The organism is Novosphingobium sp. ST904 (assembly GCF_001298105.1).
Lineage (GTDB): Bacteria > Pseudomonadota > Alphaproteobacteria > Sphingomonadales > Sphingomonadaceae > Novosphingobium.
This window is the reverse complement of sequence record NZ_LGJH01000165.1, coordinates 320,730-335,583: the sequence shown is the minus strand read 5'-3', so window position 1 is coordinate 335,583 and position 14,854 is coordinate 320,730. Positions and strand designations below refer to the sequence as shown.

At 65.5% G+C, this 14,854-nt stretch carries 8 protein-coding genes and 4 pseudogenes; 5 read left to right on the top strand and 7 right to left on the bottom strand.

Going from position 1 to position 14,854, the window contains the following annotated elements; translation table 11 throughout:
• The 4 genes from ADT71_RS27840 (at position 1) to ADT71_RS27825 (ending at position 5,318) form a co-directional block, all read left to right on the top strand.
• Positions 1-1,548 (top strand): SDR family oxidoreductase, encoded by a 1,548-nt coding sequence (locus tag ADT71_RS27840; RefSeq protein WP_054441959.1) that lies wholly within the window; start codon positions 1-3, stop codon positions 1,546-1,548.
• 103 nt (positions 1,549-1,651) lie between these two features.
• The gene (locus ADT71_RS27835; RefSeq protein ID WP_054441958.1) at positions 1,652-2,410 is read left to right on the top strand and encodes an enoyl-CoA hydratase/isomerase family protein; all 759 of its coding nucleotides are present in this window, start codon (positions 1,652-1,654) and stop codon (positions 2,408-2,410) included.
• Positions 2,411-2,434: 24 nt separating this feature from the next.
• Complete coding sequence (locus tag ADT71_RS27830) at positions 2,435-3,790, top strand: MFS transporter (protein WP_082370607.1); 1,356 nt, start codon at positions 2,435-2,437, stop codon at positions 3,788-3,790.
• Positions 3,791-3,863: 73 nt separating this feature from the next.
• Positions 3,864-5,318, top strand: a complete 1,455-nt coding sequence (locus ADT71_RS27825; protein ID WP_082370606.1) for a sensor histidine kinase — start codon at positions 3,864-3,866, stop codon at positions 5,316-5,318.
• Positions 5,319-5,392: 74 nt separating this feature from the next.
• On the opposite strand, the pseudogene fumC reads toward ADT71_RS27825, so the two are convergent.
• The 7 genes and pseudogenes from fumC to ADT71_RS36095 form a co-directional block, all read right to left on the bottom strand.
• Positions 5,393-6,771 (bottom strand): annotated as a pseudogene (gene fumC / locus ADT71_RS27820) (class II fumarate hydratase).
• A 101-nt stretch (positions 6,772-6,872) separates the two neighbouring features.
• Positions 6,873-7,304, bottom strand: coding sequence for a thioesterase family protein (locus ADT71_RS27815; protein ID WP_054441956.1), 432 nt, complete (start codon positions 7,302-7,304; stop codon positions 6,873-6,875).
• Positions 7,301-8,449: an iron-containing alcohol dehydrogenase gene (locus ADT71_RS27810; RefSeq protein ID WP_054441955.1), complete on the bottom strand. Its 1,149-nt coding sequence runs from the start codon at positions 8,447-8,449 to the stop codon at positions 7,301-7,303. Before ADT71_RS27810 ends, ADT71_RS27815 begins: the two co-directional genes overlap by 4 nt.
• Positions 8,446-10,475: pseudogene (locus ADT71_RS27805) on the bottom strand (3-hydroxyacyl-CoA dehydrogenase NAD-binding domain-containing protein). Before ADT71_RS27805 ends, ADT71_RS27810 begins: the two are co-directional and overlap by 4 nt.
• 49 nt (positions 10,476-10,524) lie before the next feature.
• A complete protein-coding gene (locus ADT71_RS27800; RefSeq protein WP_054441954.1) occupies positions 10,525-11,295 on the bottom strand; it encodes an enoyl-CoA hydratase/isomerase family protein in 771 nt (256 codons plus the stop codon).
• A gap of 85 nt (positions 11,296-11,380) precedes the next feature.
• On the bottom strand, positions 11,381-12,202 hold the full coding sequence (locus ADT71_RS36100; protein ID WP_369818358.1) for an alkyl sulfatase dimerization domain-containing protein: 822 nt from the start codon (positions 12,200-12,202) through the stop codon (positions 11,381-11,383).
• A 517-nt stretch (positions 12,203-12,719) separates the two neighbouring features.
• A pseudogene (locus ADT71_RS36095) lies at positions 12,720-13,100 on the bottom strand (MBL fold metallo-hydrolase); the annotation flags it as partial.
• Between the two features lie 496 nt (positions 13,101-13,596).
• Here ADT71_RS36095 and pcaF point away from each other — a divergent pair.
• Positions 13,597-14,806, top strand: a pseudogene (pcaF, locus tag ADT71_RS27785) (3-oxoadipyl-CoA thiolase).
• Positions 14,807-14,854: the final 48 nt, after the last annotated feature.

Below are 14,854 nucleotides of genomic sequence, written 5' to 3'. Positions count from 1 at the left end.
ATGCCATTGCCATCGAGGATCATCGTCATCACGGGCGCAGGAGCCGGGATCGGCCTTGCCACGGCCCGCCTTTTCGCCTCGCGCGGGGATATCGTGGTGCTGGCGGACCGGGACGAAGGCGCCGTATCTAAGGCGGCGCGGGCACTGGGGGCGCCGCATTCCGCCCTGGTCATGGATATGGCGGAGGAGAGCAGCATCGTTGCGGGAATCTCGGCGGTTCTCGCGCGGCATGGCCGGGTGGACGTATTGGTCAACAATGCCGGGATCGTCGATCCGGAAGGCCGGTCCGCGCTTGATATCGACATGGCAACTGCCGAGCGCCTCCTGCGGGTCAACCTGACCGGAAGCTATCTCGCCGCGCGTGAAGCGGGCCGGGCCATGTTGCGGCAGGGAGAGGGTTGCATCATCAATCTCTCTTCTCTGATCGCGTTTCTGACGATCCCCGGGCGCGCTGCCTATGCCATGTCGAAGTCGGCATTGCTGGGCTTCACCCGGGCGCTGGCGTGCGAGTGGGCGCATGGCGGCGTGCGCGTCAACGCGGTGCTCCCGGGCTATGTCGAGACCGAGATCGTCGCCTCTCTGGTGGCGGAAGGCAAAGTCGATACCTCGGCGGTGGCGCGGCGGGTGCCGCTGGGCCGCATGGCCATGCCGGAGGAGATCGGCGAGGCGGTCTACTGGCTGGCGGGAAATCGCTATGTCACCGGCGCAAGCGTGGTCGCCGATGGCGGTTACGGCGTCTACGGCGGTTCCGATGCCGCAGCGACCGGTCCTGCACCGCAAGCTGACCCGCCTTCGCAGCGCGTGGTCGTCATTACAGGGGGCGCGAGGGGCATCGGCGCCGCGACGGCGGATCGCTTCGAAGCCGAAGGCGCCCGGGTCATCGTGCTGGACCGTGACGAGAGCGCTGTTGCCGCGCTGCCGTCCGGGCGCGTGGGCCATGTGCTCGACATTACGGACGGCGAAGCCGTGGAGTCCGCGATCGCCGGGATTGCCGAAAGTCACGAGCGCATCGACGTACTGGTCAACAACGCTGCGATCGCCGACGATTTCCTGCCCACGGTAGACCAGACGCTGGCTGCGTTCGACCTTAGCCTTGCCGTAAACCTCATGGCGCCCTTCCGGTTGGCGCGGGCCGCGGCGAGGGTGATGGCCCGCAATGGTGGCGGCGCAATCGTCAACATGTCCTCGATAGCAGCGCGCGGAGGCTTGCCCCGGCGCAATGCCTATTGCGGCGCGAAGGCCGGGGTGGAAGCGATGACGCGTTCCCTGGCCTGCGAATGGGCGGCGTGCGGCGTGCGGGTGAATGCCGTTGCCCCCGGCTATATCGCGACGCCCGGCGTTTCCGCGCTGGAGGCAGAGGGCAAGCGGTCGCTGCGCCCTGTTCGCCGCCGGGTTCCGCTGGGCCGGCTGGGCGATCCTGCGGAGATCGCCGAGGCTATCGCGTTCCTTGCCGGACCACGTGCGTCCTACCTCACCGGAGCGATCGTGCCGGTGGATGGCGGCTGGTCCGCCTTCGGCGACGCCGGTGATGCGGCCGAGGTCGAGTGAGCCTTCAATCGCATATGGAATTAACCCGCTCCGCAGGTTCGGAAGCGCGACGGAAGGTGGCGTCCTGAGGTCTGATGGCGGGCGGAACAGAGGATGCTGGAAGATGATCAGACTTGAAGTTGCCGACCATGTCGCCGTGGTCACCATGGACAATGCGCCGGTCAATGCCCAGTCGATGGAAATGATCCACGGCCTTGCCGATGCCTTCGACGAGATCAGCGATCGCGACGACGTGCGCGTCGCGGTGTTGACGGGCGCGGGCAAGTGCTTTTCCGCCGGGGCCGATCTCAAGAACCGCCCCGACCTGTCAGCACCGGGTTCAACCTGGAAGCGGAACCGCGCGGTGCGGGAATCCAGCTATGCGATCATCGAATGCAACAAGCCGGTGATCGCTGCCGTCAATGGCCCGGCTCTGGGCGGCGGACTGGGGCTTGCCGCGAGCTGCGACATCATCGTGGCGTCCGAAAATGCGGTGTTCGGGCTGCCTGAGGTCGACGTGGGCCTGATGGGCGGCGGGAAACATGCCGCGCGTATCCTGCCGCATTCGATGGCCCGCCGCATGATGTTGACCGGCTGGCGGGCGCCTGCCGCCGAACTCTACCGGCGCGGTGTGATCGAGGCCTGCCTGCCGCAGGACGAACTGATGCCCTGGGTCATGGACATGGCCCGGACCATCGCTTCGAAGAGCCCGATGGCAACCCGCCTCGCCAAGGATTCCATGCGCACGATCGAGAACATGACCCTGCGCGACGGCTATCGCTACGAGCAGAACAACACGCACAAGCTTTCGAAGTCGGAAGATTCGAAGGAGGCGATTGCCGCCTTCCGGGAAAAGCGCCAGCCGGTGTTCCAGGGCCGCTAAGGTCGCCCGAAAACGATAAAGAAGATGCGGGAGATCGAGGAAATGACAGCGACGATGACGATCGAAGAGGCGTCGCCAGCGGCATCCGGTCCCAGGACCGCCGGCGCCTACGACTGGTACGTCGTCGCCATTCTCTTCTCGGTTTCGGTGCTCGGCTATATCGACCGGGTGATCCTCAGTTTCCTGGTGGAGGACATCAAGGCCGATCTCTCGCTATCCGATGCGGAACTGGGCGCGGTGACGGGTATGGCTTTCGCCGTGCTCTATGTCTTCGGGGGTGTCTTCATCGGGCGCATGCTCGATCGGGGACGGCGAGTGACAATCCTGGCCGCCTGCATCCTCGTCTGGTCCGTCGCTACGGCTGCGAGCGGCCTCGCCACCGGTTTCGTCACCCTGTTTATTGCCCGCATGTTTGTCGGCGTGGGTGAGGCGGGGCTCAATCCGGCGGCGATCGGCATCATTTCAAGCCGTTTCCCGCAGGACAAGGTGCAGAAGCCGATCGGGCTGTTCACCACCGGGCTCTACGTTGGCGGCGGCATGGCCATGATGCTGGGCGCGCATCTGCTCACCCGGTTTGCCGCAGGCGGGCCATACGACCTGCCCTTCATCGACAGCGCGGAGCCCTGGCGCGTGGTGTTCCTGCTACTGGCCGTGCCGGGGCTGTTCGTGGCGCTGCTGGTCCAGTCATCCGTCAGGGAAGAGCGTGGCGGCGGACAGCGCGCGGCGCCCGCCAAGGGGGAAGCCCTTGCCTTCGCCCGCGCCAACCGCAAGCTCATCGTGCTGCTGGCGCTCGGCATCGTGTCATGGTCGATGAACAACTACGGGTTGCTGAACTGGTACCCGGCGATGCTCATGCGTTCCTACGAAATGACCCCCGGTCTGGTGGCGACCACATATGGTCCCGCCTTCCTGCTGGGCGGCATCGCAGGGTGCCTTGCGGTTCATCCCTATTACAAGTGGCTGCGCTCCCGCTTCGGCGACAGGGCGGCCTACTACCTCAGCTTCTCGTCGATGGCGGTGCTGGCCGTGACCACGCTGGTCGGCCCGATCGTGCCCACGGTGCAGCTTGCAGTGGCGATGTCCTACGTGAACCTGTTCGTGAGCTCGATATCGGTCGCCTCGATCTTCGTGCTGATCGTTGCGGTGGTGCCGCCCACCTTGCGAGGGCTCTACACCGGGCTGTACATGGCGCTCGTAAATCTCACCGGCGGGGCATTCGGCTCGGTCATGGTCGGATTGCTCACCGATCGCGTCTACGGCGCTCACGGCCTCAATCTCTCGCTGACGACGATGGCGGCGGCCTTCGGACCGCTCGGCGCGCTGTTGATGTACCTTGCCTCGCGGCAAGGCGGCGCCGGTACACGGATCGCAGCCGATTGACTTGGAACCGGGCTCGGCGCAGTGCTTGTCGTCGCGGGGCGCACGGGCTCTTCGTGAAGGCATGGAGCCCTGATTGTCCATCGATTTCGAGGCGCTCTTCGCGCTTTCTCCCAACCCCTACATCGTCGTTGACCGCAATCTCGATATTGCCTGGCTGAACGATGCCTATTCGCGCGCGACCATGCGGAGCCGGGAGGAACTGACCGGCCTGGGCATTTTCGAGGCTTTCCCGAGCGAGCCGGGGTCGGAAAGTCATGAGATGCTCAAGGCTTCCTTCGAGAGGGTGCTTGAGACGGCCTGCGCCGACGAACTGGCCTTTGTTCGTTACGACATACCGCGTGCCGATGGCGGAATGGAGCGCCGCTACTGGAGTGCAACCCACACCCCCCTGTTCGGCAGCGACGGGCAGGTGGCGCATATTCTACAGCACACTGTCGACGTGACCGAACTTCACGGGCTGCGGCAATTGCGGGACGAGAAACATGTCGTCGAGCGCGCTAGGGCAGTGCAGGCCCGTAATCGCGACCTGGCGGCGGAAAGTCAGCGTCTGAAGACGATGTACGATCAGGCACCGGGCTTCATCGCCATCGTCGATGGGCCGGACCACGTCTTCACTATCGCCAACAATGCCTATCGCCAATTGACGGCGGGCCGTCCGATCATCGGCAAGACGGTGGCGGAAGGTTTGCCGGAAGTTGTGGAGCAGGGGTTCGTCGACCTGCTCGACGAGGTCTATCGTACCGGGATCCCCTATATCGGACGCGGTTCCCGGGTCTCTCTGGAGAGCGAGCGGACCGGACGTTTCGAGGATCGATATCTCGATTTCATCTATCAGCCGATCCTCGATGAGCGAGGTTCGGTCGTACAGATTTTCGTCCAGGGTCAGGACGTTACCGAGCAGTTCGAAGCGGTCGAACGGCAGCAATTGCTGATCGACGAACTCAACCACCGGGTCAAGAACACGCTCGCCATCGTGCAGAGCCTTGCCACCCAGTCCTTCCGCGACCCGAAAACCTTTGCCGACGCGAGACTGGTTTTCGAGGGGCGGCTGCGGGCACTCGCCGTTGCGCACGATTTGTTGACCGAACGAAGCTGGCAACCTGCGGAACTGAGCGTGACGGTGCGCGGCACGGTTGCGGCTGCGGTAGGATCGGCCATCGACCGGGTGCGCATCGATGGCCCGTCGGTGCTGCTCGTGCCGCACGCCTCGGTATCGATGGCGCTGGCCATGCACGAGCTGGCGACCAATGCCGTGAAATACGGCGCGCTGTCGTCGGTCTCGGGGGAAATCGCGATAAACTGGCGAATTCTGGATGAGGAAAACGGCAGAAGGCTGGTGATCGAGTGGCTTGAAAGCGGCGGCCCGATGGTCTCGCCGCCGGTCCGCCGCGGGTTCGGTACCCGTCTGATCGAACGCAGCTTTGCGGCCGACAAGGGCCAGTCGTCGATGGAGTTCGATCCGAAGGGGCTTCGCTGCCGATTTTCGCTCATGCTGCCGCAGGAGCCTGAGGTCGGGGGCAACAACTGAAACAGGAAGCGGCGGCGCTTTCCTTGAGCGCGCCGCCGCTTCCTGAAGGCTGATAGCCTTAACCGGTCCTTCCTTCAGACCATTGTTTCAGGCCGTACCAGCCGGTCGAAAGTCGCGTCGTCCACGAGTTCGAGCTCCAGCGCCGCCTCGCGCAGGGTCTGGCCCTTTGCATGAGCATGCTTGGCGATCTTGGCGGCATTGTCGTAGCCGATCTCGGGCGCAAGCGCGGTCACCAGCATCAGCGAGCGTTCGAGCAGTTCGGAGATACGCGCACGGTTGGGCTCTATCCCGTCCACGCAGCGTTCGGCAAAGCTGGTCATGCCCGTAGAGAGCAGATCGATCGAGCGGATCACAGCGGCGCCGATCATCGGCTTGAACACGTTAAGCTCGAAAGCGCCCTGCAGGCCGCCGACCGTGACGGCCTGATGGTTGCCGATGACTTGCGCGGCCACCATCGTCAGCATCTCGCACTGGGTCGGATTGACCTTGCCGGGCATGATCGAACTGCCGGGCTCGTTCGCCGGGAGATCCAGTTCGCCGAGGCCGGAACGCGGGCCTGAACCCAGCAGCCGCACATCGTTGGCGATCTTGGTGAGCGCGACGGCGAGGGTGGAGAGTGTACCCGAAAGCTGGACGAGCGCGTCATTGCTGGCGAGCGCCTCGAATGTATTGGGCGCCTGGACGAAGTCCTTGCCGGTCTGCTCCGCGAGATCGGCGGCGACAGCCAGCCCGAAGCCCTCCGGGGCATTGAGGCCGGTGCCGACCGCCGTACCGCCCTGCGCCAGTCGCAGCACGCCCTTTTCGGCATCGCGGATGCGTTGATAGGCATCGCGAAGCTGCTGCACGTAGCCGGAAAATTCCTGCCCGAGGGTAAGCGGGGTGGCATCCTGCAAGTGCGTGCGGCCGATCTTCACGATGTCCTGCCAGCTTTGTGCCTTGGCATCGAGCGACGCGGTGAGCCGGTCCAGCGCGGGCACGAGGTCTTCCTCGATCGACACGACTGCGCGACATGAAGCGCGGTTGGAAAACTGTCGTTGGAGGACTGTCCGCGATTGACGTGGTCATTGGGATGAACCGGGGACTTGCCGCCGCGCTGGCCGCTGAGGATTTCGTTGGCGCGCCCGGCGATGACCTCGTTGACGTTCATGTTGCTCTGGGTGCCGCTGCCGGTTTGCCAGATCACGAGCGGGAACTGGTCGTCGAGCTTGCCCTCCACCACCTCCGCAGCGGCGGCCTCGATGGCATCGGCGAGCCCGCCTTCAAGGCCGTGGGCGCGGTTCACCCGTGCCGCTGCCAGTTTGACGCGCGCAAGGGCGCGCACGATCGCAAGAGGCATGCGCTCGCTGGATGCGAAGGGGAAATTCTCGATGCTGCGCTGCGTTTGCGCACCCCAGTAGGCGGCTGCGGGAACTTCGATTTCACCGATGCTGTCGGATTCGCGACGAATATCCATGGCCGCAGCCTACTCCTCGTTGCCGGGCCGGGAACATGGCCCTGAGCCGAGTTAGGAGTTCACTGCAAAGGATGCAACCAATTTGCTTTTGATAATCAATATCAAGCTATCGTTTCAAGCAGCATTCGCCACTCCTCTGGCAAGGGCGCCGGCCTGCGACTGTCGCGATCGACGTAGACATGCGTGAAATGCCCCTCGGCGGCCGCTGCTCCCGCACCTTCCACGAAGATGCCGAGGTGGTAGGTGACACTGCTCGAACCCAGTCTGGCGACGCGGATGCCGACTTCCAGTTTCTGCGGGAACTGCACCGAAGCGGCGTAGCGGCAGCCGGTTTCGACGACGAGGCCGATCGGATTGCCGTTCTCGACATCGAGCAGGCCTGCCTCGATCAACCATGCGTTCACGGCAGTGTCGAACCACGAATAGTAGACCACATTGTTGACGTGGCCGTAGACGTCGTTGTCGTGCCAGCGCGTGGTGATCGGTGTGAAGTGGCGATAGGTTTCGCGCGGGCGCAAGGGTTCGCGGCTCATAGTGCTGCCTCGTAGAGTTGACGCGCATCGTCAAGCGTGATCGGGCGCGGGTTGTTGCGCAGCAGGCGTTCCTGCAACATGGCGTCGGCGGCAAGCCTGTTGAGATCGGCGCGGGAAACGCCCACTTCGGCCAGACGGGATGGCATTCCTGCCGTTTCGGCCATGTTCCGCAGCGCTTCAAGCAGACCCTGGGCCTGCGCTTGCCCGCCAAGTCCTGCCAGCTCCGGATCGACCAGCGGGCCAAGCTGGGCGTAGAGCGGCAATGCGGCACTCATGTTGAACGCCAGCACATGGGGCAGCATGAGCACGTTGGACAGGCCGTGGGGAACGTGGAACCGGCCTCCGAGAGGATAGGCGAGGGCGTGTACCCCCGCCACCGGGGCATTGGCGAAGGCCACTCCCGCCAGATGCGCGCCGAGCAGCATGGCCTCTCGCGCGGCGATATTGGCGGGCTCGGTACAGGCGATGAGGAGATTGCCTGCGAGCAGGGTCAGCGCCTCCCGGGCCAGCATGTCTGACAGCGGGTTCTTGAGATGCCGCGAGGTATAGGCTTCTATCGCATGGACCATCGCATCCATGCCGGTGGCGGCCGTCACGGCGCTGGGGAGACCGAGCGTCAACGCGGGGTCGAGCACGGCATTTCCTGCCACCAGCGCGGGTGAGGATACGCCCCGCTTCTCGTCGCCGGGCAGGGTTATGATCGAAACCGGCGTGGCTTCGGAACCGGTGCCGGCAGTCGTCGGGATCAGCACCAGCGGCAGGCCGGTGCCGCGTGCATTGCCCACGCCCCAGATCGTGTCGAGGTCATCGCCCGAGCCGAGCAGATAGGCTGCCAGCTTTGCGACATCCATCGGGCTGCCACCGCCGAAACCGACGACACCGGCTGCCGCGATGTCCTGCCCCGCTGCCACGACGGCTTCCAGCGTGGCCCGGGAGGGGTCTGCTTCCACCGCGTCGAAAACCGCGACTGGCCGACCGGAGGTTCTCAGCGCTTCCAGCGCCGGTTCCGCCAGTCCCAGCGACACGATCTGGCGATCGGTGACGAACAGGACCGGGCCGTCGGGCAGCATGTCGGCAACCCGCCTGGCGCTGCCTTCACCGCAGGTCACGCGCGGGCCGTAAGTGAAGCTGAAGGGGGCGCTCATGCGAAGCCTTCCCCGCGCCGGGCAAGGTCGCGCAGCAGGGGCGAGACAGTGAAATCGGCCGGGAGACGGTCTGCGTGGCGGTTAAGCGCCTCGACGATCCTGGCAAGGCCTGTCTCACCGGCCCAGAACATCGGGCCGCCGGTCCAGCGGGGCCAGCCGTAGCCATGGAGCCAGACCACGTCGATATCGGAAGCGCGCTGGGCGATCCTCTCCTCCAGGATTTTTGCCCCCTCATTGACCATCGTGTAGAGCGTGCGCACAACGATTTCCTCGTCTGCAATCTCTCGCGGGACGATGCCCTCGCGCTCGCGAAATTCCTCGATCAGGGCGGTGACGACCGGAGAGTTCGTGCGCTTGCGCTGTTCGTCATAATCATAGAAGCCCACACCGGTTTTCTGGCCCCAGCGTCCCTGTGCGCAAAGGGCGTCCTTGAGGTTTTCGATCCGGGCGGGATCGCGGTGCCAGCCGATGTCCACCCCGGCGAGGTCGGTCATCTGGAACGGTCCCATGGGCATGCCGAAATCGGTGTGGACTCTGTCCACCTGATCGGGGCTGGCCCCTTCCAGGATAAGGGCCAGGGCATTGTCCTGCCGGGGGATCAGCATGCGATTGCCGATGAAGCCGTAGCAGACCCCCGCAACCACCGGCACTTTCCCGATCCTGCGGCCGAGCGCCATGGCGGTGGCGATCACATCCGGCGCCGTTTTCGCGCCGCGCACCACTTCCACCAGCTTCATCACATTGGCGGGCGAAAAGAAGTGCAGGCCGACCACGTCCTGCGGACGGGAAGTGCTTGCGGCGATTTCGTCCACGTCGAGGTAGGACGTGTTGGATGCGAGGATCGCGCCGGGGCGGGCAACCTTGTCCAGCCGTGCGAAGACCTCTTTCTTCACGTCCATGTTCTCGTAGACCGCCTCGATCACGAGATCGCACTGGGCCAGAGCCTCGAAATCCAGGGTCGGCGAAAGTCGGTCCATCGCCGTCTCGACCTGTTCCGGGGTGAGGCGGCCCTTGGCGGCGCTCGCTTCGTAATTGCGGCGGATCACCCCGTGCCGCGCTCCAATGCTTCGCCATTGGTCTCGACCATGGTGACGGGGATTCCCGCCGAAAGGAAGTTCATGGCGATGCCGCCGCCCATCGTGCCTGCGCCGATGATGCCGACGCGGCCGATCTCGCGCAGGGGCGTGTCCTTGGGCAGATCCTCGATCCGTCCGGCGGAGCGCTCGGCAAAAAAGGCCTGGCGCAGCGCGCGGGACTGGTCACCGGCGACGAGATCGAGGAACAGGCGGCGCTCCACTGCCATGCCTTCGGCAAATGGTAACGCGGCGGCGGCCTTCACCGCCTCGACACAGGCGGCCGGGGCATGGAGGCCCTTGAACAGTCGGGGGTTGGCCGCCACGAACGCATCCGCGCTTCCCGCTTCGCCGGAGACTTCGCGCAAGCGGGTAGGGCGCGCGGGCAAGCCGGAAGCGGCCAGTTCGCGGGCGGCCGGAAGCAGTTCCGCGTAATCCGCAACCATGTGATCGACGAGCCCGATCCCGGCCGCCTTGGCCGCTGCGATGGGAGAGCCGGAGACGATCATCCGCAGAGCCTCGTCCAGGCCGACGAAACGGGGCAGACGCTGGGTGCCGCCGGCGCCCGGCAGGATGCCCAGGGTCACTTCCGGCAGGCCCAGCTTCGCCTCTTCAAGGGCAATGCGGTAATGGCAGGCGAGCGCGAGTTCGAGACCGCCGCCCAGTGCGGTGCCGTTGATCGCGGCGATCACCGGTTTGGGACAGGTCTCGATCGCGTCCAGCACATCGGGCAGTTGGGGATCGGCAAGTGGTTTGCCGAACTCGGAGATATCGGCCCCGGCGCTGAACAGCTTGCCCGCGCCGGTCAGGATTATCGCGGTTACCGCGTCGTCCGAGGCGGCACGGGCTACTGCTTCGGAAAGACCCGCGCGCACGGAAGCGCCGAGCGCGTTGACCGGCGGATTGTCCAGGGTGATCTCGAGAATGGTGCCGGAAAGGGCCGTGCGGATCATGGGAAACTCCAGAAGGTAAAGAGCGGGGATCGGGGCAGGAAGGAAGGGCTCAGCCGCCGTTGAACCGGGGCGGGCGCTTCTCGCGAAAGGCGGTCACGGCGTCGCGGTGGTCGCCGGTCTGTCCGAGCAGGGGCTGCATCGTGGCTTCGAAGTCGAGAAAGGTCTCGAAGCTCATCGCGGGGGCTGCGGCGAACTGGCGCTTGGCGAGATGAAGCGCGGTGGCGGGCCCTTCGGCGATATCGCGCGCGAGTTCCATGGCGCGGTCCATCAGGGCATCTCCCGGCAGGACTTCCATGGCAAGGCCGGACGCGAGGGCTTCTTCGGCACGGACCTCGCGTCCGGAATAGACTATCTCCCGTGCGCGCATCGGATTGATGGTGCGCAGGAAGTGCCAGGCGAGGCCCGCATCCGGAGCATAGCCGATGCGGCGGAAAGTGGCGGCGAAGCGTGCTTCTTCACCGGCGAGCACGATATCGGCGGCGAGGGCGAAGCCCCACGCCGCGCCAATGCAAACGCCGTCCACCGCAGCGATCACCGGGGCACGGAAGCGGGCCACCGCGCGGGCCATGGCATGAAGCAGATGCATCCGGGCCAGGAAGTCCTCGGGGCCGGTGTCTCCCATTTCGCCGATATCCGCGCCGGAGCAGAAGTTGCCTTCGCTCCCGGTAAGGACGACGGCGCGGACGGAACGATCCGCGTCCAGCGCGGCAAAGGCATCGACGAAATCCCGCCGCATCGCCATAGTGAAGGCATTCTTCGCGCGTGGGCGATCGAAGGCGACGATGGCGACCGGGCCATCGCGGGTGACTGTAATGCTCATGCCCCCGGCTTAGGCTGCCTGTCCTTTCGGCAGGAGGCCAAGTGCGCGGGGGCGGCCATATTCACGGATATGATGGGGCCTTATGCTAGTTTACAACCTGGGGTGCGGGTGTAACGAGCCCGAAAGTACCCCTGGGCGCCTCGAACAGGCCCAGAAAGGCCTTGAGCCGCCCGGCCCGATCCTCGTCCAGCGGATCGACCGGCGGCTTGTTCGTGATCGCGGCGACGAGCTGGGCGCGGGTCAGTTCGAGCCGCGGCGCGGCAGGTACGCCCGGCCCGACCGGCTGATGGATCAGCACGCCGCTGCGCACTTCGATGTGCTGCGCTTCCTTCCCGCCATCCAGCGCGAGATCGAGCGTCATCGGCTGCGCGAGGGCGCGTTCCGGGACCAGCCTCACGGCGAGCAGGTTGAGTATCTCGTCCAGCGAAAGTGCGGGGATCGAGCCGGCTACGGAATCGAACCCGGCCTGTTTTACGCCTTCGCGCAGTTCTTTCGCACCGGAGAGGAAGGCGTTGCGCCACATCGAGCTTGTCGCCTCGTAGCCCTGCTGTTCCAGGCTGTCGGCCAGGGCGAGTTTGGCGGCGCGGTTGTCCGGCTCTGCGAAGACAAGGCGGGAGAGCAGTTCCGATGCCCAGCGATAGTCGCCCCCCTCGATGGCCTTGCGCCCTTGCGCCAGCACCGCGTCCGGCCCGCCCATTGCCGCGACATATTTCGGCGCGGCCGCTTGCGGCGGCAGCGGGTTCAGGTTCGCCGGGTTGCCGTCGTACCATCCCATGTAGCGCTGGTAGACCGCCTTGGCGTTGTGGCTGAGGGTTCCATAATAGCCCTGATTGAACCAGCGATCGGCAAGCGGTGCAGGCAGCTTGAGGTTCTCCGCGATTTCCGTGCCGTTCAGGCCCTGGTTCATCATTCTTACCGACTGGTCGTGCAGGTACTTGTACATGTCCCGGTGAGCAGAGAGGTAGTCCAGGATCTTCGCATTGCCCCAATGCGGCCAGAAATGGGAGGTGATGAGCGTATCCGTACCCGCGCCGTAAAGCCGGGTGGATTCGGTGAGGTCGTCCGCCCAGGCCTTTGCATCGCGGACCTGCGCACCTCGCAGGGTCAGGATGTTGTGCAGCGAGGAATTGGCGTTTTCCGCCATGTCCAGCACGCGCAGGCCGGGGAAATAGATCGCCATTTCCGCAGGCGCTTCGGTATTGGGCATGTATTGGAATTCGAGCTGCACGCCATCGATCGTCGCGGTTTCGCCGGTCTTGTGGATTTCGCGCGTGGGCGGAAGCATTCGGACCGTGCCGGTCGCCATGCCGAGGCGGTTGAAGGCCGGGCCGATGCCGTCGCTCACGTCGGCTCTGGCGCCGGTTCCCAGTAGGTGGCCGAAGGCAAATGTAGCCCGGCGGCTCATGGCCGGACCTGCGATCACGTTTTCGGAGATCGCTTCCTTGAGGAACCCGCCGGGCGCGATGATCGGCACTTTTTCGGCGCGCGGCTTCTTCGGCGCCGATGACACCCGCAGCGCCGCCGAAATGGTCGATATGGCTATGGGTGTAGATCACCGCGACGACCGGCCGGTCGCCGAGCTTCGCGCGCACGAGGTCCATCGCCGCCTTCGCGCTTTCCACGGTGGTGAGGGTGTCGACGACGATATAGCCGGTCTTCCCCAGCACCACGGTCAGGTTGGCGAGTTCGATCCCGCGCACCTGATAGACGCGGTCCGTCACCTTGAAGAGCCCCGATTGCGACAGGAGCTGCGCGTTGCGCCAGAGGCTGGGATTGACGCTGTCCGGGCGCGGGCCCTTGAACATGTCGAGTTCGGAGAGATCGCGGATCCTGCGGCCGTCTTCCTTCGCGATCGCGCTCCCGGGAATGCCTGCGATGAACCCGCGGCTGGCAAGTTCGAAATCCTCCCTGTCGTTCCACGGCAACCGGGATGTGGTTTCCTCGAAGTAGCGCAAGGTGGCAGGCGAGGCGGGTTTCGATTCGGCGGTGCCGGCGTCCTGCGCATGAGCGGTTCCGGCGGCGAAAGCGGCGAGGGAGATCGCGGCGACTACCGCTTTCGAATGTATGCGACGGGTCATGGGCATCCTCTTTGCGACCGGCGCCGGGTGTCGTTCCCCGGCCAGACAGCCGCCGCACTGTCCTCGCGGGCCGGCCACCGGCAAACCCCGCGAGGATCGGCGCGGCGTAATTCCCGGTTGTGATAATGTTTCCGGGGCTCCCGCGTAAGGGGCCGGGGCGAAGGGCGGGTTGCTAGGAGGAGCGGGACCGGATCACCCCGACCCGGGCCGAGGAACCTGCGCCATGACCAGCCATGCCTTCATCTGCGATGCCGTCCGCACCCCGATCGGGCGCTACGGCGGCGGGCTTGCGGCTGTTCGTGCGGACGACCTGGGCGCGGTGCCGCTGCGAGCCTTGCTCGCGCGCAATCCCGGGCTCGATCCGGCCGCGATCGAGGAAGTGTTCTATGGCTGTGCCAACCAGTCGGGCGAAGACAATCGCAATGTCGCGCGGATGAGCCTGCTGCTGGCGGGCCTGCCGGTGTCCGTCCCCGGAGTGACCGTCAACGCTCTGCGCTTCCGGTCTCGAGGCGGTGGGGGCCGCTGCACGCGCGGTGCGGACCGGGGAGATGGAACTCGCTGTCGCCGGAGGGGTAGAGAGCATGACCCGCGCGCCGTTCGTCATGGGCAAGGCCGAAGGCGCGTTCGGCCGTAGCCAGAAGATCGAGGATACGACGATGGGCTGGCGCTTCGTCAATCCCGCGCTCGATGCGCTTCACGGGACCGAAACGATGCCCCGCACCGGTGAGAACGTGGCGCAGCAGTTCGGGATTTCCCGCGCGGATCAGGACGCCTTCGCGCTGCGGAGCCAGAAGCGCGCCGCTGCCGCGCAGGCCGCTAATCGCCTTGCGGCGGAAATCGTGCCGGTCACGGTGCCGGGGCGCAAGCGGGGGGAAAGCGTGGAGATCGCTGCTGACGAGCATCCCCGCGCCGATACCACGGCTGAGGCGCTGGCCAGGCTGAAGCCGCTGTTCGGCCCGGAGGGCACGGTTACCGCAGGCAATGCTTCCGGCATCAACGATGGCGCGGCGGCGCTGGTCATTGCCGGGGAGGCTGCGGCGAAGCGCCATGGTCTGGTGCCGCGCCTGCGCATTTTGGGCATGGCCTCTGCCGGGGTGGAGCCGCGTGTGATGGGCATCGGGCCGGTTCCGGCGACCCGCAAGCTGATGGCGCAACTGGGCCTTTCCATCGCCGATTTCGACGCGATAGAGCTGAACGAGGCTTTCGCCAGCCAGTCGCTCGCGGTGCTGCGCGCGCTTGGCCTGCCTGACGATGCGCCGCATGTGAATGCCGATGGCGGCGCAATCGCTCTCGGCCATCCGCTTGGCATGTCGGGCGCGCGTCTCGCGCTGACGCTGGCGCGGCAACTGGAGGCGGGCGGCGGCAGGCTGGGTCTGGCAACCTTGTGCATCGGCGTGGGCATGGGACTGGCGCTGGCAGTCGAACGCGTTTGACCGCTGCGGCATGGTTGCGCCGGTGGAGCTGCATTGCTATCTAAAATA